The sequence below is a fragment of the Sulfitobacter sp. 1A12779 genome (assembly GCF_043557315.1).
GTDB classification, from domain to species: domain Bacteria; phylum Pseudomonadota; class Alphaproteobacteria; order Rhodobacterales; family Rhodobacteraceae; genus Sulfitobacter; species Sulfitobacter faviae.
This window is the reverse complement of the sequence record NZ_JBIFFU010000018.1, coordinates 1-21,800: the sequence shown is the minus strand read 5'-3', so window position 1 is coordinate 21,800 and position 21,800 is coordinate 1. Positions and strand designations below refer to the sequence as shown.

General features: G+C 64.3%; 24 protein-coding genes and 1 pseudogene. 5 read left to right on the top strand and 20 right to left on the bottom strand.

Annotated elements, in window-relative coordinates; translation table 11 throughout:
* Nucleotides 1–55: 55 nt before the first annotated feature.
* A complete protein-coding gene (locus ACGYLQ_RS16535; protein WP_394443955.1) occupies nucleotides 56–646 on the top strand; it encodes an NAD(P)H-dependent oxidoreductase in 591 nt (196 codons plus the stop codon).
* On the opposite strand, the gene ACGYLQ_RS16530 is transcribed toward ACGYLQ_RS16535, so the two are convergent.
* Genes ACGYLQ_RS16530 through yajC form a run of 10 tightly spaced genes read right to left on the bottom strand, consistent with a single transcriptional unit; the run spans nucleotide 636 to nucleotide 7,447 of the window.
* The gene (locus ACGYLQ_RS16530; RefSeq protein ID WP_394443989.1) at nucleotides 636–1,154 is read right to left on the bottom strand and encodes a DsbE family thiol:disulfide interchange protein; all 519 of its coding nucleotides are present in this window, start codon (nucleotides 1,152–1,154) and stop codon (nucleotides 636–638) included. The two genes, ACGYLQ_RS16535 and ACGYLQ_RS16530, sit on opposite strands and share 11 nt — an antisense overlap.
* 13 nt (nucleotides 1,155–1,167) lie before the next feature.
* Entirely contained in the window at nucleotides 1,168–1,323 is a 156-nt protein-coding gene (ccmD, locus tag ACGYLQ_RS16525) for a heme exporter protein CcmD (RefSeq protein ID WP_271691655.1), read from the bottom strand.
* Nucleotides 1,323–2,057, bottom strand: coding sequence for a heme ABC transporter permease (locus ACGYLQ_RS16520; RefSeq protein WP_394443954.1), 735 nt, complete (start codon nucleotides 2,055–2,057; stop codon nucleotides 1,323–1,325). The genes ccmD and ACGYLQ_RS16520 overlap by 1 nt, the downstream gene beginning before the upstream one ends.
* A gap of 52 nt (nucleotides 2,058–2,109) precedes the next feature.
* The gene (gene ccmB, locus ACGYLQ_RS16515; protein WP_067266391.1) at nucleotides 2,110–2,766 is read right to left on the bottom strand and encodes a heme exporter protein CcmB; all 657 of its coding nucleotides are present in this window, start codon (nucleotides 2,764–2,766) and stop codon (nucleotides 2,110–2,112) included.
* Nucleotides 2,763–3,374, bottom strand: coding sequence for a heme ABC exporter ATP-binding protein CcmA (gene ccmA / locus ACGYLQ_RS16510; RefSeq protein ID WP_394443953.1), 612 nt, complete (start codon nucleotides 3,372–3,374; stop codon nucleotides 2,763–2,765). Before ccmA ends, ccmB begins: the two co-directional genes overlap by 4 nt.
* A 19-nt stretch (nucleotides 3,375–3,393) precedes the next feature.
* Entirely contained in the window at nucleotides 3,394–3,747 is a 354-nt protein-coding gene (locus tag ACGYLQ_RS16505) for an Mth938-like domain-containing protein (protein ID WP_394443952.1), read from the bottom strand.
* Between the two features lie 18 nt (nucleotides 3,748–3,765).
* Nucleotides 3,766–4,521: a sulfite exporter TauE/SafE family protein gene (locus ACGYLQ_RS16500; protein WP_394443951.1), complete on the bottom strand. Its 756-nt coding sequence runs from the start codon at nucleotides 4,519–4,521 to the stop codon at nucleotides 3,766–3,768.
* The gene (gene secF / locus ACGYLQ_RS16495) at nucleotides 4,514–5,482 is read right to left on the bottom strand and encodes a protein translocase subunit SecF (RefSeq protein WP_394443949.1); all 969 of its coding nucleotides are present in this window, start codon (nucleotides 5,480–5,482) and stop codon (nucleotides 4,514–4,516) included. Before secF ends, ACGYLQ_RS16500 begins: the two co-directional genes overlap by 8 nt.
* 1 nt (nucleotide 5,483) lies before the next feature.
* Nucleotides 5,484–7,133 carry a protein translocase subunit SecD gene (gene secD, locus ACGYLQ_RS16490; RefSeq protein ID WP_209218655.1) on the bottom strand — a complete coding sequence of 550 codons (1,650 nt, stop codon included), beginning with the start codon at nucleotides 7,131–7,133 and terminating at the stop codon, nucleotides 5,484–5,486.
* Between the two features lie 35 nt (nucleotides 7,134–7,168).
* Nucleotides 7,169–7,447: a preprotein translocase subunit YajC gene (gene yajC, locus ACGYLQ_RS16485; protein WP_067627241.1), complete on the bottom strand. Its 279-nt coding sequence runs from the start codon at nucleotides 7,445–7,447 to the stop codon at nucleotides 7,169–7,171.
* A gap of 217 nt (nucleotides 7,448–7,664) precedes the next feature.
* On the opposite strand from yajC, the gene serS reads away from it, so the two are divergent.
* Both serS and ACGYLQ_RS16475 read left to right on the top strand, forming a co-directional pair.
* Nucleotides 7,665–9,101 carry a serine--tRNA ligase gene (gene serS / locus ACGYLQ_RS16480; RefSeq protein WP_394443948.1) on the top strand — a complete coding sequence of 479 codons (1,437 nt, stop codon included), beginning with the start codon at nucleotides 7,665–7,667 and terminating at the stop codon, nucleotides 9,099–9,101.
* Nucleotides 9,102–9,287: 186 nt separating this feature from the next.
* Nucleotides 9,288–10,004, top strand: a complete 717-nt coding sequence (locus ACGYLQ_RS16475) for a hypothetical protein (protein ID WP_394413351.1) — start codon at nucleotides 9,288–9,290, stop codon at nucleotides 10,002–10,004.
* Nucleotides 10,005–10,010: 6 nt separating this feature from the next.
* On the opposite strand, the gene der is transcribed toward ACGYLQ_RS16475, so the two are convergent.
* The 3 genes from der to ACGYLQ_RS16460 all read right to left on the bottom strand — a co-directional run bounded on the left by der (nucleotide 10,011) and on the right by ACGYLQ_RS16460 (nucleotide 13,707).
* Nucleotides 10,011–11,492 carry a ribosome biogenesis GTPase Der gene (gene der / locus ACGYLQ_RS16470; protein WP_067266411.1) on the bottom strand — a complete coding sequence of 494 codons (1,482 nt, stop codon included), beginning with the start codon at nucleotides 11,490–11,492 and terminating at the stop codon, nucleotides 10,011–10,013.
* A 60-nt stretch (nucleotides 11,493–11,552) separates the two neighbouring features.
* Nucleotides 11,553–12,935, bottom strand: coding sequence for a PQQ-binding-like beta-propeller repeat protein (locus tag ACGYLQ_RS16465; protein WP_394443947.1), 1,383 nt, complete (start codon nucleotides 12,933–12,935; stop codon nucleotides 11,553–11,555).
* Nucleotides 12,936–13,002: 67 nt separating this feature from the next.
* Entirely contained in the window at nucleotides 13,003–13,707 is a 705-nt protein-coding gene (locus ACGYLQ_RS16460; protein ID WP_394443946.1) for a tetratricopeptide repeat protein, read from the bottom strand.
* Nucleotides 13,708–13,858: 151 nt separating this feature from the next.
* Here ACGYLQ_RS16460 and ACGYLQ_RS16455 point away from each other — a divergent pair, with 151 nt between their 5' ends.
* Complete coding sequence (locus tag ACGYLQ_RS16455; RefSeq protein WP_271689661.1) at nucleotides 13,859–14,308, top strand: DUF302 domain-containing protein; 450 nt, start codon at nucleotides 13,859–13,861, stop codon at nucleotides 14,306–14,308.
* A gap of 22 nt (nucleotides 14,309–14,330) precedes the next feature.
* Here ACGYLQ_RS16455 and ACGYLQ_RS16450 read toward each other — a convergent pair whose 3' ends face one another.
* The 3 genes from ACGYLQ_RS16450 to ACGYLQ_RS16440 form a co-directional block, all read right to left on the bottom strand.
* A complete protein-coding gene (locus ACGYLQ_RS16450) occupies nucleotides 14,331–15,161 on the bottom strand; it encodes an ion transporter (protein WP_271691669.1) in 831 nt (276 codons plus the stop codon).
* A gap of 103 nt (nucleotides 15,162–15,264) precedes the next feature.
* Nucleotides 15,265–17,136 (bottom strand): ABCB family ABC transporter ATP-binding protein/permease, encoded by a 1,872-nt coding sequence (locus ACGYLQ_RS16445; protein WP_394443945.1) that lies wholly within the window; start codon nucleotides 17,134–17,136, stop codon nucleotides 15,265–15,267.
* 117 nt (nucleotides 17,137–17,253) lie between these two features.
* Nucleotides 17,254–19,182: a LysM peptidoglycan-binding domain-containing protein gene (locus ACGYLQ_RS16440; RefSeq protein WP_394443944.1), complete on the bottom strand. Its 1,929-nt coding sequence runs from the start codon at nucleotides 19,180–19,182 to the stop codon at nucleotides 17,254–17,256.
* 104 nt (nucleotides 19,183–19,286) lie between these two features.
* Between ACGYLQ_RS16440 and ACGYLQ_RS16435 the strand changes: the two genes are divergently transcribed.
* A complete protein-coding gene (locus tag ACGYLQ_RS16435) occupies nucleotides 19,287–19,835 on the top strand; it encodes a TIGR00730 family Rossman fold protein (protein WP_394443942.1) in 549 nt (182 codons plus the stop codon).
* Here ACGYLQ_RS16435 and ACGYLQ_RS16430 read toward each other — a convergent pair.
* The 4 genes and pseudogenes from ACGYLQ_RS16430 to ACGYLQ_RS16415 all read right to left on the bottom strand — a co-directional run bounded on the left by ACGYLQ_RS16430 (nucleotide 19,772) and on the right by ACGYLQ_RS16415 (nucleotide 21,421).
* A complete protein-coding gene (locus ACGYLQ_RS16430) occupies nucleotides 19,772–20,101 on the bottom strand; it encodes an EamA family transporter (protein WP_394443941.1) in 330 nt (109 codons plus the stop codon). The two genes, ACGYLQ_RS16435 and ACGYLQ_RS16430, sit on opposite strands and share 64 nt — an antisense overlap.
* 58 nt (nucleotides 20,102–20,159) lie before the next feature.
* A pseudogene (gene rarD / locus ACGYLQ_RS16425) lies at nucleotides 20,160–20,663 on the bottom strand (EamA family transporter RarD); the annotation flags it as partial.
* A gap of 96 nt (nucleotides 20,664–20,759) precedes the next feature.
* Nucleotides 20,760–21,215, bottom strand: a complete 456-nt coding sequence (locus ACGYLQ_RS16420; protein WP_209218648.1) for a host attachment family protein — start codon at nucleotides 21,213–21,215, stop codon at nucleotides 20,760–20,762.
* A complete protein-coding gene (locus tag ACGYLQ_RS16415) occupies nucleotides 21,212–21,421 on the bottom strand; it encodes a hypothetical protein (protein WP_394443940.1) in 210 nt (69 codons plus the stop codon). The genes ACGYLQ_RS16420 and ACGYLQ_RS16415 overlap by 4 nt, the downstream gene beginning before the upstream one ends.
* Nucleotides 21,422–21,800: the final 379 nt, after the last annotated feature.

Below are 21,800 nucleotides of genomic sequence, written 5' to 3'. Positions count from 1 at the left end.
AACAGAAGACCGGAAATTCCCGTTGATCCCGAAGCACCTCGTGAAAGGAGATACCATGAGCCCGAAAATCACCGTTCTGTTCTACTCCACCTATGGGACCAACCACGCCATCGCAGAGCAAGCCGCCCGCGCCGCCGAGGAGGCAGGCGCCGAGGTCCGCCTGCGCCGCTGCGCCGAGACCGCCCCGCAGGCCGTCGTCGATGGCCAAGACGCGTGGCGCGCGCAGCTGGACAAGATGCAAGACATCCCCGAGGCCAAACCCGAGGACATGGAATGGGCCAATGGCTATTTCATCTCGGCCCCCACCCGCTTTGGCGTCGCCGCCAGCCAGTTCCGCGCCTTCATCGACACGCTGGGGCCGCTCTGGCAGTCAGGGGCGCTGGCCAATAAGGCGATTACGGCCACCACCTCGGCGCAGAACCCGCATGGCGGGCAGGAAACGACGCTTCAGTCGATCTATGTCACCGCCATGCACTGGGGTGCGATCATCGTGCCGCCGGGCTATGCCGATGGCATCAAATTCGAAGATGGCGGCAACCCCTACGGATACTCCTGCGAACCCGGCCCGCTGAGTGAGACTGGCAAGAAATCCATCGCCTATCAGGCGAAACGTTTGGTCGAATACGCTGCCAAGATCAGCGGGTGATCGCATCCCGCAGCGCCGGGAGGAACCGCTGTTCGTAATCACTGCCGACCAGCGGCCCGGCAAAACGGAACAACACCGTGCCGTCCCCGTCGACGATGAAAGTCTCCGGCGGGGCGGTCACGCCCCAATCAATCGCCACACGCCCCTGCGGGTCGAAACCGACCCCGGCAAAAGGGCTTTCTTCGTCTTCGAGATAGGCAGTCGCGTTCTTCTCGGTATCCTTGAAATTGACGCCGATGATGTTCATCCCCTCGGCCTGCATCTCAAGCAGTTTGGGATGTTCGGCACGGCAGGGCGGGCACCAGCTGGCCCAGAAGTTCACCAAGCTCACTTGCCCTGCGCGCAGCATGTCATCCGTGGCCTGCGGATAGCCGGGCAGCGTGGCCTCGGGCATGGCAGGCGCCTGTTGCCCCACCAGCGTTGAGGGCAGCCCCTCGGGATCATCGCGGTACATGCCCACTGCGGCCAGTGCGACGAAGGCGGCAAAGATCACCGGTGGCGCGATCATCATGGGCGAGAGTTTAGCCACGGCGTCCGGCCTCCTGCTCTGTCTCTTCCAAGGCCCGGCGCGCCGCGCGACCGCGCCAGAGGGTCAAGCCGATCAGCGCTGCCAGCAGCAGCAGAGATACGGCATAGGCCGAGAGCACCTCGGCCGCGTATTTTCCAAGCTCCGGCATCACGCCCCCCTGTTCATCCGCGCCCTGAGCGCCGCCGTACGGCGCAGGCGAATTTCGGTGCCCGTGCGGTAGACCACCAGCGCCAGAAACAGCATGCCAAAGCCCAGCATCGCCAGGACCAGCGGGTAAAAGAAAACATCCGCCACACTGCGGTTGCCCGTGGCCACGGGGATCGAGGTGCCCTGGTGCAACCCTTGGTTCCAGAACTGCACCGCATAGCGCGACAGCACCGCAAAGACTGAGCCGACAAGGCAGAGAACCGAAGTGAGATCAGCAGCGGTGTCCGGGTCTTCGACCGCCTGCCACAGCGCGATGTAGCCGAGATAGAATAGGAACAGGATCAGGAAGGACGTGAGCCGCGGATCCCACGCCCACCACGTCCCCCACATCGGCTGGCCCCAGATCGCGCCCGTCACCAGCGCGATCAGCGTCATCACCAGCCCCACGGGGGCCGCGGCCTTGGCCGCCAATGCGCTGACGTGGTGCCGGCGGATCAGCCAGATGAGTGAGGCCACGAGCATCATGAACCACGCGTTGATCGCCATCAGGGCGGCGGGCACATGCAGGTAGATGATCTTGACCGTGCTGCCTTGCCGCGCGTCATCAGGCGTGCCGAAAAAGCCCCAAAGCAAGCCAATGCTCACGAAAGCCGCCGCCAGCACCCAAAGCGCAGGCTGCACGCGCTGCGAAAGCGCAAGGAATTTGACCGGGTTTGCGTATTGCCAAAGGGACATGCAGACTACCTATCGCGCGGTTGGGTGGTGCTCAATGCACGATTTGTTGGGGTCATCGCAACCCCATCCGTAGCACGGCGGCTGCGGCAAATGGCATCAAGGCCACCACGGCCAGCGTCAACCCCGCAAGCATCAAAAGCGGCGTCGTGGCCTCCAAGCCCGCCGCCCCGCGCCGGGCGACCTCGGCCCCGAAAATCAGCGTCGGAATATAGAGCGGCAGCACCAGCAGCGACAGCAGCAGCCCGCCGCGTTTGATCCCCACCGTCAGCGCCGCGCCGAACATGCCGATTACCGACAGCGCGGGCGTGCCGAGCGCCAGCGAGACGAGCAGCCACAGATGCCCCGGCGCTGCGAGTTGCAGCATCACCCCCAGAAAGGGTGCCGCCAGAACCAGCGGCAGCCCGGTGGTCAGCCAATGCGCCAAAGCCTTGACCGCCAGCGCCCCTTCCAGCGGCAACGGGGCGGTCAACAGCAGCTCCAACGAGCCGTCTTCGAGGTCGAGCGCTAGCAGACGGTCGAGCGACAAAAGGCAGGCCAAAAGCGCCCCGAGCCAAAGCACACCGGGCGCAATCGCGCGCAGCAGCGTGGCCTCTGGCCCGACGCTGAAGGGCACCAGCATCGTCACAATCAGGAAGAACGCCAAGCCAAGGCCAAAGCCCCCGCCTGCCCGCAGCGCCAAGCGCAAGTCTCGCAGCAGCAACGCCTTCATAGAAAAGCCGCATCGCTTGCGCCAAGATCGGCATCGGGGTCCGCGCGGAAGGCGCTGATATCGAGCATGCGCGCCTCCACCCCCAGATCGATATGCGTGGCCATGAGGGCCGATCCACCCGCCGCCAAATGCCCGCGCAGGACAGCACCGAACAGCGCCACCGCATCCGCGTCGAGCGAGACCGTCGGCTCATCCAAGACCCAGATCGGCCGCCCCGTCACCAAGAGCCGCGCCAAGCCCAAACGGCGCTTTTGCCCGGCAGAGAGGGTCGCGGCCAAACGGTCCGCCAAAGGGCGCAGCGCATAGCCATCAAGTGCAGCGGAAATGTCAGTGTTGCCAAAGACCTGCGCCCAAAAGCTCAGGTTCTCGCGTACGGTCAGCATGGATTTCAGCCCATCTGCGTGGGCGGCATAGGCGACACGGTCCTCCGCCCCCTCGATCCGCCCCGTGAGCGGCGCTTGCAGCCCGGCAATACAGCGCAGCAGCGTCGTCTTTCCGGCCCCGTTCGGGCCGCGCAGCACCAAAGCCTCCCCCGCCGCCAGCGCGAAGGACAGGCCCGAGAGCACGGGCACCCCGCCGCGGGCGACGCTGAGGTTGCTGACTTGCACTGGCCGCGCCGCTCCGCCCTTAGACCGGCAAGAGGGCCAGCGCGATGCGCCGCCCCTCGCTCAGCAAGATGTTGTAGGTGCGGCAAGCGGCGGGAGAGGACATCACCTCGACCCCCAGCCCGGCCTCTTCCAAGGTTTCGCGCAGGTCATCGGGGATATGCGCCACCTCTGCCCCGGTGCCGAGGAAGACCACATCCACCTTGCCCGCCAGCGCCAGGACCGGCGCGGGATCGGCCAGTCCGCCCCAGCCAGTAATGCCCTCCGGGCCGATCACCTGCGCGCCCTCGACAACCTCTCCGTCGATGCGGAAGAAGCCGGGGCCGTAGCCGTCGATCGGTTTGGCGTCGGTATAGGTGATCTCGTTCAATCGCATGTTACGTCCCTCACAGGCTCAGATATTCCACAGCGGCAGGCCGAGGATAGCCGATGCAGCGATGACGATATAGGCCACCGCGCGAAAAAGCCGCTCTCGCTTTGGGTCAAATAGCCGCGCCCCGATGATATTGGCGATGACATTGGGCACCCCGGCCAAGAGGCCCAGCCACAGCACCGGCCAGACCACCTGCCCCGTCGCCGCGAGCATGGCAAAGAGCATCAGGTCGAGCCCCAGAAGATAGAGCAGGAAATTCGCCCGGATCACCGCAGCGGGCCTGCGGCTTGCCATATAGAGCAGGATCACCGGCGGCCCGGCGATGCCCGCGAAACCAGTAATAAAGCCACCCAGAGCGCCGGTGGCCGTCACCAGCTTCGCGCCAAGTGGGCCGTGATAGCGCCAGCCCGCAAGCAGCAGCGTCAGAAGCCCCAGCACCACGCCCGAGACGATCCAGCCGAACCCTTCGGGTGAGACCAGCGACAGCCCCCAGAGCCCGAGTGGCATCCCGATCAGCACGCCGAGCAGCAGCCGCCCCACTTCGCGGGGCGCGCCCTCGCGCAGGGCATCGGGGAGGTTTGGAAGGGGGCCGATCAATTCGGCAGCGGTGAGAAATAGAATCGCTTCGACCGGAGAGAGGACAGAGGCCGCGACGGGCATGATGATCATGGCGGAGCCGAAACCGGCAAAGCCGCGCACCAGCCCCGCCACGATCACGGCCAGCGCAAGCCATGCCACCCCGGGGGTGGCGATGGCCTGCGCAAGCAGGTCAGGCATCAATATTGGCGAATTGCGTGCCCGCCCCCGCGTCGGGCTTGGACCAGTCGCGCTTCACCCCAAGGTAGAGCACCACGTTCTTGGCCACATAGACCGAGGAATAGGTGCCCACGATCACGCCCCATGTGATGGCAAAGACGAAGGCCCGGATCACATCGCCGCCCAAGATCAGCAGCGCGATAAGAGCGAGCAAGGTGGTGCCCGAGGTCATCAGCGTACGGCTCAGCGTCTCGTTCACGCTGAGGTTCATCACATCGCGCAGAGGACGCTTTTTGTATTTGCGCAGGTTCTCCCGCAGGCGGTCAAAGATCACCACGGTGTCGTTGATCGAATAGCCGATGATGGTCAGGATCGCCGCCACGACCGGCAGGTCGAAACGGATCTGGAGGAGCGAGAACAACCCGATGGTCAGCACCACGTCGTGGAACAGCGCCACCACCGCGCCGACCGAGAACTGCCATTCGAACCGCAGCCAGATGTAGATCAGGATCGCCGCCAGCGCCCCGCCCACGGCAAGGAAAGCGGTCTGGATCAGCTCGCCCGAGACCTTGGGGCCCACGGATTCGACAGAGGTGAACTTGATATCGGGGGCGACGCCTTGCAATGCCGCTTCGATGGTTTCGATCGTGTCGGTGGTCGCCGCCTGCTGCCCTTCTTGCGCCTGCACGCGGATCATCGCCACATGGCGGTCAGCGCCGAAACCGGGGTCAAAGACCTCAGAAATGGTCACGTCGCCCAATTCAAGCGGCGCGAGCGCATCGCGGTATTCGCCCACGTCGACGGCTTGGGAGCTTTCGGTTCGCAGGGTGGTGCCGCCGCGGAAGTCGATGCCGAAGTTCAGCCCCATCACGCTCCAAGCGATCAGGGACAGGACCATCAACACCACCGAGGCGCCAAAGGTGATCTTGGCATAGCCGAAGAAATCGAAGTTCGTATTGTCGGGTACCAGCTTCAGTCGCATGTCAAACCTCGATTGTCTTGGGACGGCGGCGTTCAAACCAGATCACCACCAGCAAGCGGGTGACGAAGAAGGCGGTGAAAACCGATGTGACGATGCCCAGCCCCAGCGTGACGGCAAAGCCGCGCACCGGGCCAGAGCCGAGAGCGAAGAGGATGACCGCCACGATGAAAGTGGTGATATTGGCATCCAGAATGGCGCTGAGCGCGCGCTCATACCCCAGCGAGATTGCCCGCGCGGCCCCCTTGGCGTTGCGCTGCTCCTCGCGGATACGCTCAAAGATCAGCACATTGGCGTCGACGGCCATGCCGACGGTCAGCACGATCCCGGCGATGCCCGGCAGCGTCAGCGTGGCCCCGATCAAGCTCAAAAGGCCAAAGATCAGCCCGACGTTGATGATCAGCGCGATATTGGCAAAAAAGCCGAACAGCCCGTAGGACGCCCACATGAAGAACAGCACGGCCACGAAGGCGACCATGGTCGCGATCTTGCCCGCGTCGATGCTGTCTTGGCCCAGTTCCGGGCCGATGGTGCGTTCTTCGACAAAGCTGAGCCCCGCAGGCAGGGCGCCTGCACGCAGCAGCACGGCAAGGTTGGTGCTTTCTTCGACCGAGAAGCGCCCGGTGATGATGCCCGACCCGCCGGGAATATGGCTCTGGATCGTCGGCGCGCTGATGACTTCGTCGTCGAGCACGATGGCGAAGGGAGAGCCGATGTTTTCAGCCGTGTAATCGCCGAACTTGCGTGCGCCGGAGGTGTCAAAGCGGAAAGACACGGCAGGCGCGCCGTTCTGATCAAAGCTTGGCTGTGCGTCGACCAATTGCTCGCCGGTGACGACGGGGGCGGTCTCGATCGTGTAGAAGACGCCTTCTTCATCCGCCGCGGGCAGGATGGCGTTGCCGATGCCCGGGTTGTCGTTCTCATTCGAGCCGCGGTTCACCACCGGGTTGAAGGTCAGCTGCGCCGTGGTGCCGATGATGGCTTTCAACTCGGCCGCCGAGCCGATGCCGGGCACTTGGATCAGGATGCGGTCCGCCCCCTGACGCTGGATCGTCGGCTCACGGGTGCCGACTTCGTCAATGCGGCGGCGCACGATTTCGAGGCTCTGCTGCATGGTGCGTTCGTCGGTCGCCTGTTTCTCGGCATCCGACAGGGTGATGGTGATGATGCCATCGGCCCCGCTTACGTCGATGTCGCTGCCGCCTGCGCCGGTCACGGTGGTGACGGGGCGGGCCAGATCACGGGTGATCTGCAGCGCCTCGGCCATTTTCGACGGATCGTTCAGACGGACCCGCAACTCCCCCGCTGGCGCTTCTTGGCGGCGGACCGGGGTGAGACTGCGCAGAGCGTCGCGGACCTCGGGCCATTGCGCTTCCATGCGCGAGGCATAGACATCGGCCAGTTGCACTTCGGCCAGCAGATGCGCACCGCCGCGCAGGTCAAGGCCAAGGTTCACCAGCCCCGAGGGCATCCATTCGGGCCAAAGCGCGCGCTGCGCTTCCAGTTCGGGCGTGCTGCCCTGAACCTCGATGGCCGCAACGGCGTCATTGTGCTTTTCGACAGGAGCGTAAAAGGCATTGGGAAGCGCCAGCCAAAGCCCTGCCAGACAGGTCAGGACAATGACAATCCGCTTCCACAGATCAATCTGTAGCATAGTTCCGCCTTTGGGTTGCGGCCTCGGGGTAGGGTTTATTTCGCCGGTTCGGTCTTGGAGACCACGGTGGCGATGGTGGCCTGCACCACGCGAATTTTCACGCCCTCGGCGATTTCCACCTCAAGCTCACCGTCGTCTTTGACCTTGGAGACCTTGCCGATGATGCCGCCTTGGGTCACGACCTGATCGCCCCGGCGCAGACCGGCCACCATGGCCTGATGTTCCTTCGCCTTCTTCTGCTGCGGGCGGATGAGCAGAAAATACATGATCGCGAAGATCAGGATCAGCGGCACGAATTGCTGGATGCCTTCCATGGGGGTCGTCCTTTTCGATGGGTATTGGGCCGCAAAATGGGCCTTGAGAATTTGGCCAGAACCTATGCGCGGTGACAGCGGGGTGCAAGGTGGAAAGCCGATGCCGCCTGCCCGCCCGCGCGGGGCCAATCGCCGCATGGTTGCGGCCCCTACCCCCGCACCGCACATTAAGGCATAAGGCAGCAAAACCGACTCACCCGATCTTGAGGACAAACCCATGCACGACATCCGCGCCATCCGCGACAATCCCGAGGCTTTTGACGCCGCTCTTGCCCGCCGGGGAGAGGCGGCGATGTCGCAGGCGGTGCTGTCCCTCGATGCCGCGCGCCGCGCCAAGATCGCCGCCGCCGAGACTGCCAAGGCCGAGCAGAACAAGGCCAGCAAGGAAGTCGGCGCCGCCAAAGGCCGTGGGGATGAGGCCGAGTTCGAGCGTCTGCGCGCGCTGGTCAGCGACAAAAAGGCCGAAGTCGCCGCGATGAACGCCGAGGCGCAGGAGTTGGACGCGAAGCTGACCGACATGCTCGCCCGCATCCCCAACAACCCCGCCGAGGACGTGCCTCAAGGCGATGATGAGAACGACAATGTCGAGGTGAAAAGCTGGGGCGACAAGCCCGCCTTCGATTTCAAACCAGTTGAGCATTACGAGATCAAGGGCGTCAAACCCGGCATGGATTTCGAGACCGCGGCCAAGACCTCGGGCGCGCGTTTCGTCATGCTGAAAGGTGCCGTGGCGCGGGTGCACCGCGCGCTGGCGCAATTCATGATCGACACCCATGTGGATGAGAACGGCTTGACAGAATACAACACGCCTGTTCTCGTCAACAATGCGGCAATGTACGGTACAGACAAACTGCCGAAATTTGGTGGCGATTCATTTGTAGCCGCTTCAATGGCCAGCCGAGCTCGACTTAGCAAAATGGCCCTAGAAGACTACAGTAAATCTGAACCCGAAATTCTGGATAAACTCTCCGACGCCTCTCTCGCTGACATTGTCGAAGAGGCCTACGAAAGAGCCGATACGCAAGAAGACTATTGGCTAATCCCAACCTCAGAAGTCACGCTTACTTATAGCATCGCCGGGGATACTCTCGAAGAACGATCACTTCCCATGCGCATGACGGCGCATACGCTCTGCTTCCGTTCCGAGGCCGGGAGCGCGGGCCGCGACACCGCCGGGATGCTGCGCCAGCACCAGTTCGAAAAGGTCGAGATGGTTTCGATCACCCACCCGGATGAGAGCGACGCCGAACAGCAGCGCATGGTGACCTGCGCCGAAGGCATCCTCGAAAAACTCGGCGTGCCCTACCGGACGGTGATCCTCTGCACCGGCGACATGGGGTTTGGCGCGCGGCGGACCTATGACATCGAAGCCTGGGTGCCGGGGCAGGATTGCTACCGCGAGATCTCCTCGGTCTCCACCACCGGCGATTTTCAGGCGCGGCGCATGAACGCGCGGTTCAAGCCCGAAGGCGGTGGCAAGCCGCAGTTCGTGCATACGCTGAATGGCTCGGGGCTGGCGGTTGGGCGTTGCCTGATTGCGGTGTTGGAGAATGGCCAGCAGGCGGATGGCTCGGTGAAACTGCCCGAGGCGCTTGCGCCCTATCTGGGGGGTAAGACGACCCTCACTGCGGAAGGTGTGCTCGCCTTAGGGTGAGCCACCACTAGGCCCGATCCGCCCGCAGGGGTCGGGCCATCGCCTGCCCGCCCCGCCGGGGGGGCGTACCAGATAATTTTGGGCGCACTTGCGGTGCGACCGCGTAGGCGCTGGCCCTTGGTTGCCGTGGCGCGCGGGCGCCCTAGGATTATCTGTACCGCAACAGCTAATTCCGCGAGGCCGACCTTGCCCAAATCCTCCCGCACCCTGATCGCCGTGCTTGCCCTGCTGCTCAGCATCGCCTTTGCGATCTCACCCTTTTTCGTTCCCAGCTTCTCGGGCTTTGATCCGAACCAATTCCCCATTCCGCAGGACAACCCGCCCGCGCAGCCGGCGGGCTATGCCTTTTCCATCTGGGGGGTGATTTACCTGTGGCTGATCGCGGGCCTTGGCTATGGCCTGCTGCGCGCGCCGCGGGATGGGCAGTGGCACGACATGCGCGTGCCGCTCTGCCTGTCGCTCGCCGTGGGGACCACATGGCTTGCCGTGGCGACCATGAGCCCGGTCTGGGCCGCGATACTGATCTGGATCATGCTGATCACCGCCCTCATCGCCCTGTTCCTCGCCCCGGTCGAAGACCCGCTCTGGGCCGCCGCCCCGGTGGGGCTCTACGCGGGCTGGCTCTCTGCCGCTTCCTGCGTGTCGCTGGCGCTGTTGGCGGCGGGATACGGCTATTTGGAAGAGCAGACGGCGGCGGTGGTTTTTGTCGGACTGGCGATTGCAATCGGCGCCATCGTCCAGACCGCTCTGGGGCGGACACCCACCTATGGCATCGCGGTGATCTGGGGGCTGGTGGGCGTGGTCGTGACCAATTGGGGCGAGACGCCCTTGGTCGCCTATCTGGCGCTCGGGGGCAGCGTCATCGTGGCGCTGCCCACCGTCAGGGCATTCCGGCGCGGCTGAGCGCGCTCAGTCCTTGCGGCGACCGTCGGTGTGCTTGCGCAGCTTCGACGGCGCCGCTTTCTTGCGGTTCTTATAGGGGTTGGCGTCGGACTGGCCGCGCATCCACAGACGGATCGGCGTGCCGGGCATGTCGAAATCCAACCGCAACCCGTTGACCAGATAGCGCGTGTAGCTGTCCGGCACCTTGTCAGGGTGGCTGCACATCACCACGAAACCCGGCGGGCGGGTCTTGGCTTGGGTCATATAGCGCAGCTTGATGCGCTTGCCCTGCGGCGCGGGGGGCGGATGCGCCTCCATCATGCCCGAGAGCCAGCGGTTGAGCTGCGCGGTGGTCACCCGGCGGTTCCAGACCTCATAGGCGCGCATGATCGCGGCTTGCAGGCGGTCGAGCCCCCTGCCCGTCTTGGCCGACACGGTGATCAGCGGCGCACCGCGCAACTGTGGCAAGAGCCGCTCGAAGCTCTCCTTAAGATCGCGCAGTTTCTCCTGCCGGTTCTCTTCGATGTCCCATTTGTTCACGGCGACGACGACGGCACGGCCCTCACGCTCGGCCAGATCGGCGATGCGCAGGTCTTGCTGCTCAAACGGGATTTCGGCGTCGAGCAAGAGCACCACAACCTCGGCGAATTTCACCGCGCGCAGACCGTCGCTAACGCTGAGTTTTTCCAGCTTCTCCTGAACCTTGGCCTTTTTGCGCATCCCGGCGGTGTCGAAAATGCGCATCGGCACCGGCTCACCATCCGGCCCGGCCCATTCGGTGGTCAGCGAGATCGCATCGCGGGTGATCCCAGCCTCTGGGCCGGTCAGTAGACGGTCCTCACCCAGAATCTGGTTGATCAGCGTCGACTTGCCCGCATTGGGGCGGCCCACCACGGCGACCTGCAGCGGCTTGGCGCGGGTCGGCATCGGCAAGGATTCGGCTTCGAGATCGGCGTCATCCTCGGGCAGGTCCACATCCGTCTCGGGCGCGTCTTGGGTGGCACGTTCGGCATATTCATCGGCCAGCGGCATCAAAGCGGTGTAAAGATCGGTCAGCCCCTCACCATGTTCGGCGGACATGCGAATGGGCTCGCCCAGACCCAGCGAATAGGCCTCAATCATCCCGGCGTCGGCGGCCTTGCCCTCCCCCTTGTTGCCCGCGAGAATCACATGGGCGGATTTCTTGCGCAGGATCTCTGCAAAGACCATGTCAGAGGGGGTTACGCCCACGCGGGCGTCGATCATGAAGAGACAGACATCGGCCATGTCCACCGCACGTTCGGTCAGGCGGCGCATCCGGCCTTGCAGGCTGTCGTCAGTGACCTCTTCCAGCCCCGCGGTGTCGATCACGGTAAAGCGCAGGTCGGCCAATTTGGCCGCGCCTTCGCGCAGGTCGCGGGTCACGCCGGGCTGGTCATCGACCAGCGCAAGGCGTTTGCCGACAAGGCGGTTGAACAGCGTGGATTTCCCGACATTGGGACGGCCCACGATGGCAAGGGTAAAGGACATAATTCAGGCTCCGGGCCCCGGTTGGGCCAGTTCAGACACGCGCCTTAGCCTATTTGCGGCCTAACGGAAAGCGTGCAATTGCCCCTTGGTGGAGACGACATAAAGCGTGCCGCCCGCCACGACGGGGGCGGTTGTCGCCCCGCCGGGGATTTGGGTGGTGCCGGTCAGCCCGCCGCTCACGGGGTCAAAGCTGCGCAGCACCCCGTCGTTGGAGGCCACGATCACGCGCCCCCCGGCGATGATCGGGCCGTAATGGGCCACCACTTCGGATTGCTTCTTGGGCTTGTCCTTGACGAAATTCGGCAGCGGCGTGCCCCAGATGCGGCGGCCCGTGCTGGCGTCGAGCCGGACCAGTTCGTTCAGGTCCGTCACCGCAAAGACAGAATCGCCCGCAGGCCAGACCGGTCCGATCGCCCCGTCACGTGCGACCCACTTACGGTCGCCGCTGTTGACATCCAGCGCGGCCAGACGGCCCGAATGATTGCCCACATAGACGGTCCCGTTCGAGACCACAGGCGCGCTTGTCACGTCGCCCACAAAGCTCAGCGCGCGGCCCGGACGCTTGCCCAGAACAGAGGTCGACCACCGCTCAAGCCCGCCTTGGCGGAACAGCCCCTGCACCTCGCCCGAGCCGAAGGCGAAGATCGCCAGATCGCTGGTGACGGCGGGCGCAGGCGCGCCCAGCACATTGCTGAGGCTGGTCACAGCGCCGGTCTGCCACTGGATGCGGCCAGTCGCCTTGTCGAGCGCCCAGCCGGTATCGTCACCCGCCGTGAGATAGACCAGATCGCCCGAGACGGTCGGCGTGCCCGAACCGGTGGCGTCAAGATCTTGGGTCCAGCGCACGCCGCCCGTCGTCACGTCGAGCGCGGCCAGAACGCCAAAGCCCACGGAGACATAGAGCGTTTCCCCATCCACGGCGAGGCCGCCACCGGTGGCTTGGCCCTCGCGGTCGGATGCGGGAGTGAGGTCACGGGTCCAGAGCGTTTGGCCTGAGGTCGAGGTCGCTGTGACCTGCGCCCCGGCGTCGAGCGTGAAGACACGCCCGCCCGCCACCACCGGATCGGCGGTGATACGTTGTTTGCGGCTGTCGCCCGCGCCGATATCGGCGCTCCAGACCGGCTGCAACGCGGTCCGCAGCGCGGGATGGCTGATGCGGGTCACGGCGGTGCCGATGCTATGGGTCCAATTGGCGTTGTTCACCGTGCCGCCCAGAGCGATGGCGCGGCTGGTATTCTCTGGCACGGGGCCGGTGGCGGCGTCAAAGGCAGGGTCTTGCACGCCGGGGTTTTGCAGCACCGCGCGCACGTCTTCGCGTTTGCCCGGCAGATAGGTCTGCTCGTCCGCGCAGGCCGTCAGCAACAGCGCGGCACCGATGGCCCCCGCCACGCCCAGACCCCGCAGACCCGCTTGCCCGGGTTCGGTTTCGCGATGCTTCGTCATGGACCTGCTCACTTTCTGTCTTTCCTCAACCTTCACGCCCCCGCCATTTTTGGCGGGTGGATATGTGTCAGTCACCCGTTGCTTCGGGGATCTCCAGCGCGGCCTCTGCGGCGGCGCCCTCATCACCCGGTTCTTCACCCAAGGCCACAATCACCTGAAGGGCGCGTTGTTGCAAGTCCGGGGTGGTTTCCGCATCGGAGAGAATGGACTGGTAGCGCGCCACGGCCTTGTCGGTCTCACCCTCTTGGATGTCGATCAGGGCCAGTTGCTCTTCTGCCAACAGGCGCAGCGGGGCACCGGGCTGGGCCAGCGCTTCGAGCGCCTGACGCCGCTCGGCCACGGGCACGGATTGGCTCTGAAGGGTCACGATCTTGAACTGCGCCAAGGCCCGGTAGATCGGCGCGAGGTCACCGTCGAGCGCCACGGCATCAAGCTGCTCCACAGCGGCATCGGTCTCCCCCGCTTCGGCCAGCGCATCGGCGCGCATGAAGTTCAGCACGGCGCGGGCACCGGGGCCATCGGCCTCGATCGGAGCGAGCGCTTCGGCGCGGGCATTGCTGGCATCCGCTTCGAGCGCGGCGAGCATCGCATCCCCCAGAGCTTCGGCCTCGGCCCGCTCCTGTGCTTTGCTGTATTCGTTCCACGCCGCCCCGCCGACGATGGCCACCACGGCCAGCACGGCGATCCAACCATAGCGGCGCAGGTAGCCGTATAGCCGGTCGCGGCGGACCTCTTCGTTCACTTCGTCAATAAAACTGTCGGTATCGCTCATCGCGCCCTGCCCCCGGCCTGATTTTGCCCCTCTTACCGCGCGTGGCCAGCCAAGCCAAGACCCAGTGAACCGCAGCGCCTTTTCGCCGAGCGCTTGGCCCGGGGGCGCGTCACGCTAGGTCAGGGGCAGAATGCAGCGAAAGGAGACGACGATGAAAGCGATTGCACTGGCGGCAGGTGTCGTGATGGCGGCCATGCCCGCATTGGCGCAGGATTTGGTGGCCAAAGTCTCACCCCATGACGTGCCCACGACGATGGACCGGCTGGAAAGCGCGGTTGAGGCAGCAGGGGCCGAGGTCTTTGCCCGGGTCGATCATGCCGCCGGGGCCGAAAAGGCCGAGATGGAATTGCGCCCGACGCAGCTTTTGATCTTTGGCAACCCAAAGCTCGGCACCCCCGCGATGCAGGATGCCCAGACCGCCGGGCTGGACCTGCCGATGCGGGTGCTGGTCTACGCCGATGGCGAGGGGGCCGTGCATGTGACCTATGCCGCGCCTGAAACGCTGGTCACCGCCCACGGCCTGCCCGAAGAGGCGGAATATCTCACCAAGATGACCAAGGCGCTGGACAATCTCACCGCCAAGGCGATCGGCGAGGAATAACGCCCCTCACCGCCCCGGCCTTTTAGGGTTTGGGCGGGGTGTTCTGCGCCTTAATCAGGTTTTCCAGATCAGTCAGCCGCGACATGACCTCATCGCGGTAGGTGTTGGTCTGCTCGTTGCTTTCCTCATGATGCGCGTCTTGCATCGAGTTCACGATCAGACCGACCAAAAGGTTCACCACCGCGAAGGTAGTGACCATGATAAAGGGCACGAAGAACATCCAGGCATAGGGATAGACCTCCATCACCGGGCGCACGATGCCCATGGACCACGACTCGAGCGTCATGATCTGGAACAGCGAATAGCCCGACTGGCCCAGCGTGCCGAACCACTGCGGGAAATCCGCGCCAAAGAGTTTGGTGGCCATGACGGAGGCGATGTAAAAGATCACCCCCATCAGCAAAAAGACCGAGCCCATGCCGGGCAGCGCGTTAACCAGCCCCTCGACCACGCGGCGCAGCGAGGGCGCGACCGAGACGACGCGCAAGAGCCGCAGGATGCGCAGGGCCCGCAGCACGCTGAGCCCTTGGGTGGCCGGGATCAGCGAGATGGCGACGATGACGAAGTCGAAGATGCTCCACCCGCGTTTGAAGAAATCAAGCCCGCGCCCGAAAAGCTTGATCGCAATTTCGATGACGAAAATGGCCAGACAGATACGGTCCAGCAGCAGAATCAGCGGCCCGACCTGCCCCATCACCTCGTCCGAGGTCTCAAGCCCCAAGATCACGGCGTTAAAGAGAATCACGCCCAGAATGAAATTCTGAAACGAAGGGCGGTCTGCCAGCCGGGCTGCGCGCGCGCGCAGCGAGGTCTGCGAGGGGGTCGAAAGATCGGTCATGGCGGTAGATATCATGCGCCGCCCCGCACAGTGCAAGAGCAGATCGCCCGCGAATGCCCCCCTCGGCGGCAATGCCCCGCCTGCCTGCCGAAACAGAAGGCGGGGCCAGCTTCTCCGTCTACTCTTCTTCCGCCTGCTGGCGCTGCCAAAGCTGGGCATAGCGCCCACCTTGGGCGAGCAGCACCTCATGGCTGCCCTGTTCGATGATCTCGCCCTTCTCCAAAACGACGATGCGGTCGGCCTCGGCGATGGTCGAAAGGCGGTGGGCGATGGTCAGCACCGTGCGCCCTTGGCCCGCGCGGCGCAACGCGTCTTGGATCTCATGCTCCGTCTCGCTGTCGAGCGCGCTTGTGGCCTCATCCAACAGCAGGATCGGCGGGTCTTTCAGCAGGGTCCGCGCGATGCCGACGCGCTGTTTCTCACCGCCCGACAGTTTCAGCCCCCGCTCGCCGACCATGGTCTCATAGCCCTGCGGCAGCGCCATGATGAAATCATGAATCTGTGCTGCGCGCGCGGCGTCTTCGACCTCTTCCTGTGTCGCCCCATCGCGGCCATAGGCGATGTTGTAACCGATGGTGTCGTTGAACAGCACCGTATCCTGCGGCACCACGCCAATCGCCATATGCAGCGAATGTTGGGTCACGTCGCGCACGTCCTGCCCGTCGATCTTCAGCGCCCCGCCCGCGACATCGTAGAAGCGGAACAACAGCCGCCCGATGGTGGATTTGCCCGAGCCGGTCGAGCCGACGATCGCCACCGTCTCTCCGGGGCGCGCCTCAAGCGAGATGCCTTTGAGGATTTCGCGGTCGGTGTCATAGGCAAAGCGCACGTTTTCCAGCGTCACATGGCCGCCAGCGACCTTGAGGGCCGGCGCGTTTGGCTTGTCGTCAATCTCGGCCGGTTGTTCGAGCAGGCCGAACATCTGCCCCATGTCCACCAGCGCCTGACGAATCTCACGGTACACGGTGCCAAGGAAGTTCAGCGGCACGGTCAGTTGGATCATGTAGGAGTTTACCATGACGAAGTCGCCGACGCTCAGCTCGCCGCTTTGCACGCCCATCGCCGCCATGACCATGACCCCCACGAGCCCCGCAGTAATGATCAAGGCTTGGCCGAAGTTCAAGAAGGCCAGCGAATAGTTCGTCTTGATCGCCGCGTTCTCATAATCGGCCATCGCGGCGTCATAGCGCGCGGCCTCGCGCCCCTCTGCGCCGAAGTATTTCACCGTTTCATAGTTCAGCAGACTGTCGATCGCCTTTTGGTTGGCGTCGGTGTCGCTGTCATTCATCTGCCGCCTCAGGCGCACGCGCCATTCGGTGACGGCAAAGGTGAACCAGACGTAGAGCGCGATGGTCACGGCCACGACCGCCAGATACCAGACGTCGAAGAGCACGGCGAGGATCACACCCACGAGGATCAGCTCAAGGATCAGCGGCCCGATGGAGAAAAGCAGGAAGCGCAGCAGAAAGTCGACACCTTTGACCCCCCGCTCGATGATCCGGCTGAGCCCCCCGGTCTTGCGGGTGATGTGATAGCGCATCGAGAGTTTGTGGATGTGCTGAAAGGTCTCAAGCGCCAGCATCCGCAGGGCGCGCTGCCCGACGCGGGCGAAGACCGCATCGCGGACCTGTTGAAAGCCCACCCCCATGAGCCGCGCCATGCCGTAAGCCACGGTCAGACCAATCGCGCCAAGCGCCAGCATCGGCGTCCCCTCGCCCGCCAGCGCATCCACCGCGTCGCGGTAGAAAAACGGCGTGGCGACGATGATCAGCTTCGACACCAGCAGCGCCAGCATGGCCAGAACCACCCGGCGTTTCACCCATGGCATATCCTTGGGCCAGAGGTAGGGCGCGACCTTGCGCAGCACCAGAAAGCCCGACTGACGCTCGGCGGCGTCGATCATCTCGGCTTCTGTGGGGATGCGTTCGGGCTTGGGCGTCTTGCGGTCGCGCCGCCGCGCGGCGTTAGATTGGTCTGTATCGGCTGGCATGGGAATTCCTGAAGTGATTACAGGCTACATAGGCCCCATGGCCTTGGGTTGCCAGTACCGGGCGGCGCACAGCCGCTCTGCGCGCTGCGAATGCCGCCCCGGTTTTGGCCGCTCAGATCACTCCGATGCCGGGTCTTCGGGCAGGTCGAAAACCTGTCCGGGGTAGATCAGATCGGGGTCGCGGATATTGGCGCTATTGGCCTCGAAAACCTTCACATAGAGCAAAGGATCGCCGTAGCGCGCACGCGAGATCGCCCAGAGCGTATCGCCTTTTTGCACCGTCACCGCGCTGAGCGGGCCGGTCAGCCCTTCGGTGGCCGCGGCCAGCACCTCGGGAGATTCGCGTTTGAAGGGGGTCTCTACCCGGCTGGTCACATCGCCGCCGCGGGAAAGCTCATCCACGCGCAGGGTATAGACGCCCTCATCGACATTGGGCAGATCGCCCCGCCAGCGGCCCTCTTGATCGACCGGCAGGCTGATCACGGCGTTGTTGTTCAGATAGACGCGCACTTCGCGAGTGTCCGGCTGGGCACGGCCCGCCAGTTGCACATCGCCCTGATCGGAGTAACCGATGGTGTCGAGCGCCACATTGGTCATCACCTGCGGCGGCGCGGTGTCGAGCCGTTCGACCCCTTCGGCGGTGAATTTCAACACCGGCGCGGGCGCGGGAGGCTTTGCCGGTGCGGCGGTGGTGTCGGGCTCCTCCGCAGGGGCGGGGGTCGTGGTTTCCGGCGGCGATGGGCTGCGGTCCGCGAGGTTCGGGGCCTCGGTCACGGCTGCGGGCGGTGTTTGCGCGAGGGTGGCGTCTCTCTCAGTAGTTCCCGTCTCTGCCAGTGGTGTGGCTGGAGATGGCGCCTCACCATCAGCGTTTGGCGCGGCGGTCTCGCCCTCTTCGGTGCCGGTTTCCGCCAACGGCGCCGCTTGAGAAGGCGTGGCGCTGGTGTCTGCCCCCTGATCGGCGGCTCCGTCTTGGTCCCGCGGCGCGGCGTTCACGTCTTCAGCCGTACCCGTTCCCGCCATTGGTGTGGCTTGGGACGGAGCGGTGCTGGTATCTTCGCTCTGCTCGGCGGCATCGTCTTGCTCCACCGTCGCGGCACTCACGTCTTCAGCGGTCCCGGTATCGGAGAGCGGCGTGGCCTGAGCGGGCGCGGAGGTGACCTCCTCTTCGGCGATAGCCGGGTCTTGCTCTGTCGATGCGGTGTCTTCGTCCGTGTCAGCCTCGTCTTGCGTCGACTGTCCTCGGTCCGCCTCGACGTCTTGCGCGTCCGCATTGTCGGTCGCAGCGCGCTCCGCTTCGGCTGTGGCCGTTCCGGCCAGAGGGGTCGCCTGCTCCGCCTGCGCAGCGGCTAGGTTTTGACCCGTCGCTGCCGCGCTCTCCTCTTCAGCGTCGTTTGCAGTTGCCGGGATCGGCTCTTCCACCGTGGTCTCAGAGGTTTCAGGCTCCGCCGCCTCGTCCGGCTGTGTGGCCCCCTCCTCAACCGACGCAACCGGGGTTTCCTCCGGCGCGATATTGGCCTCCGCCAACTGCACCGGCGCTGCGCGAGGGGTGAGAATAATCTCCTCCTCCGAAGCAAGCTCCGCCGCGCCGTTCTTCCCCAAAAGCGTCAGCACATGGCCTTTGCCATCGGGCGGGATCATGGCAAGGGTCGCGAATTTTCCGGCCCCATCGGCGGTGGCGCGGGCCGCTTCTTCGCCATCCATCAACACGGCCACGGTGCTGCCGGGCGTCGCGCGGCCCGCGATCACCGTCATGCCGTCGCTTTCGCGGCGCACTTCGTCAAAGGCCGGGGCCTGCGGCGCCGCCTCGGGCTCCGTTGCCGCCTCGCCCTCAGGGCCGACCGAGACACCTTTCACAGCATCCGGCACCAGCGTGGCATTCTCAGGGGTGGCATCGCGTTCGGGGAGCACGGCCACCGTCTCAGAGGCTGCCTCCTCCGGCGCGCCGCGCTTGCTGCCGATCCAAGCGCCAAGCGCCAGCACCGCCGCCGCAAAGGCGCCCGCCGCCATCGCCCCCATGCCGCCAAACCGGCCAAATCCCTTGAACATTCTCAACTTCCCCTGTGGTTGAGCCTTTTTAGCAAGCAGGCTAACAGGGGTCAAAAGCGCAGACGATCCGCGCCGAATTTTCCTAATCAACAGGACGCTTTACCATGCAACATTCTGTCTGTGTCTATTGCGGCTCCCGCCCCGGCGACGACGAAGCCTTCACCCAAGACGCCGAAACATTGGGCCGGGGTCTGGCCGAGGCCGGGCTGCGGCTGGTCTATGGCGCGGGCGATGTCGGGCTGATGGGCAGCGTTGCGCGCGCCGCCCAAACGGCAGGTGGCGACACCTTCGGCGTGATCCCCGCCCATCTCGTGGCATGGGAAGTCGGCAAGACCGATCTGACCCGCTATATCGTCACCGAAACGATGCATGAGCGCAAAAAAGTGATGTTTATGAACAGCGACGCCGTGGCGGTGTTGCCGGGTGGCGCGGGGTCACTTGATGAGCTTTTCGAAGTGCTGACATGGCGCCAGTTGGGCCTGCATGAAAAGCCTATTTTCCTTGTGAACACAAACGGTTACTGGGATCCCTTCATGTCGCTCATGAACCATGTCGTGACCCATGGTTTTGCCGATGCGACGCTGCTGGATTACGTCACCGTGGTGCCGGATGCCGATGCTGCTCTCAGCGCTCTGCGCCGCGCTTTGTCCTGACGGAAGGTGCTGACGGAATAGACCGCCAGCGCGCACCAGATCAGCACAAAGGCCTGCACATGCCAGCCCGTGAAGGGTTCGCGAAACAGGACCACGGCGCAGAAGAACTGCAAGGTCGGGTTGATGTAGCTCAGCAATCCGGCCGTCGCCATCGACAATCGCCGCGCCGCATAGCTGAACAGGATCAGCGGCGTTGCGGTGATCGGCCCGGCGAGTATCAGCAGCGCCGTATCGCGGAAGGAGGCCCCGAAGGCCCCCCGCCCCATTGTCACCCGTTTGCCACAGCACGAGCACCGCAAGGGGGGACAACAGCAGCACCTCAGCGGTGACAGAGACGACCGGCCCCACCGCCAACCGCTTTTTCGCCAGCCCATAAAGCCCAAAAGACGCCGCCAGCGCCATAGCGAGCCAAGGCGCGGTGCCCAAGCCATAGGTGAGCAGCGAGACCGCGACCGTCACCAGCCCCACCGCGAAAAGCTGTACGGGGCTCAACCGCTCGGCAAAGACAAGACGGCCCAGCAGGACCGAGACCAGCGGGAAGATGTAATAGCCCAAGGCCGCCTCTGTCGCCTGCCCGCTCTGAACCGCCCAGATGAAGAGGTACCAATTCGTCGCGATCACCAGCGCCGCGAAAGCAAGCAGGCCAAAGGCCCGCGGCCCGGCCATTGCGTCAAGGATCGCCCGCAGCCGCCGCTGCACCGCCAGTACGGTCACGAAGAACACCAGCGACCAGAGGGTGCGATGGGCCAGCACCTCGGCGGCGGGCACATGCGACAGCAATTTGTAGAAGATAGACGACAGCCCCCAGATACAGCAGGCCGCGATCATGGCGGCGAAACCCTTGGTGGTGTCGGTCATGGGAAATCCTTGGCGCGGTAGACTGCTTCCTTGTGAAGGCAATCAATTCCCGCGCCAAGGGAAAAGTCAGGCTTGGGCCAATTCCCCGGCCACGATCTTTTCGATCTCGTCGATGGGGTGGTTGGTCAGGGTCTTGGGGATTTCCCCTACCACCTTGCTCTGCACCTCTTTGTGGAGGTCATCGCGCAGGTCGCCCAGCACTGCCGGAGGGGCCACCAAAACGATCCGATCAAAGCGGCCCTTATGGGCCAGCTTGTAAAGGATGTCCGACAAGTCCTTGGCAAATCGCTCTTTTTCCAGCTCATGCCAATCCGTGTCGTCAAAGGCAGAGCGGTGCCCGCTCGGACCATCGCTCATCCGACCGGGGCGGTTGGCGGCTTGCTCCCGCGCCGGTGGGTTCTCCTGCTCTTCCTTGCGCACGACCTGAAGATAGGGGTCTTCGCCGTCCGTGTGGTTCTGCAGGAAAAGGGCCTTTTCGCCATCCGCGATCAGCACCCATGTGTCTTGGCTGAGTTTGGTCATGAAGGCTCTCCATGGTTGCGTTTGTCTTTGCCGGTGACGCGGGTCACGCCGTCTTCGCCCTTCTCGGCGCGGCGCATGGCGTCTTGGGTGCCAACGTCCTTTTGCAGATCACCCCCGGCGCGGCCACCTTGGTCTGGCGTCTCGGTATCGGAGAGGAATTTTTCCGTCTCCTTGCTACCGTCGTTGGATCGCTTCCGCTCGGCCATGTTGTCCTCCTTTTTTGACGTAAAGTCTCAAGAGAAAAACATCCGCGAAGGGTCCTCGGTTCCAACGAAAAACCCCGCAGCAGGCTGCGGGGTTTCTGTCTTGTTCGGGCTGGCCGTAAGGCCGCGCCGTCATATCACATATGCGACGCGACGTTGTCCCAGTTCACCCAGCCTGAGGCATAGCCGTGGGCGTCGGTGACTGGGAGAGCGCCACACGCATCAGGCGCGAGCGGCTCTCGCACGCGCCGCCGCTAGATCACAGGCGCGACGCGACGTTGTCCCAGTTCACCCAGCCTGCGGCGTAGCCGTGGGCGTCGGTGACTGGGAGAGCGCCACACGCATCAGGCGCGAGCGGCTCTCGCACGCGCCGCCGCTAGAT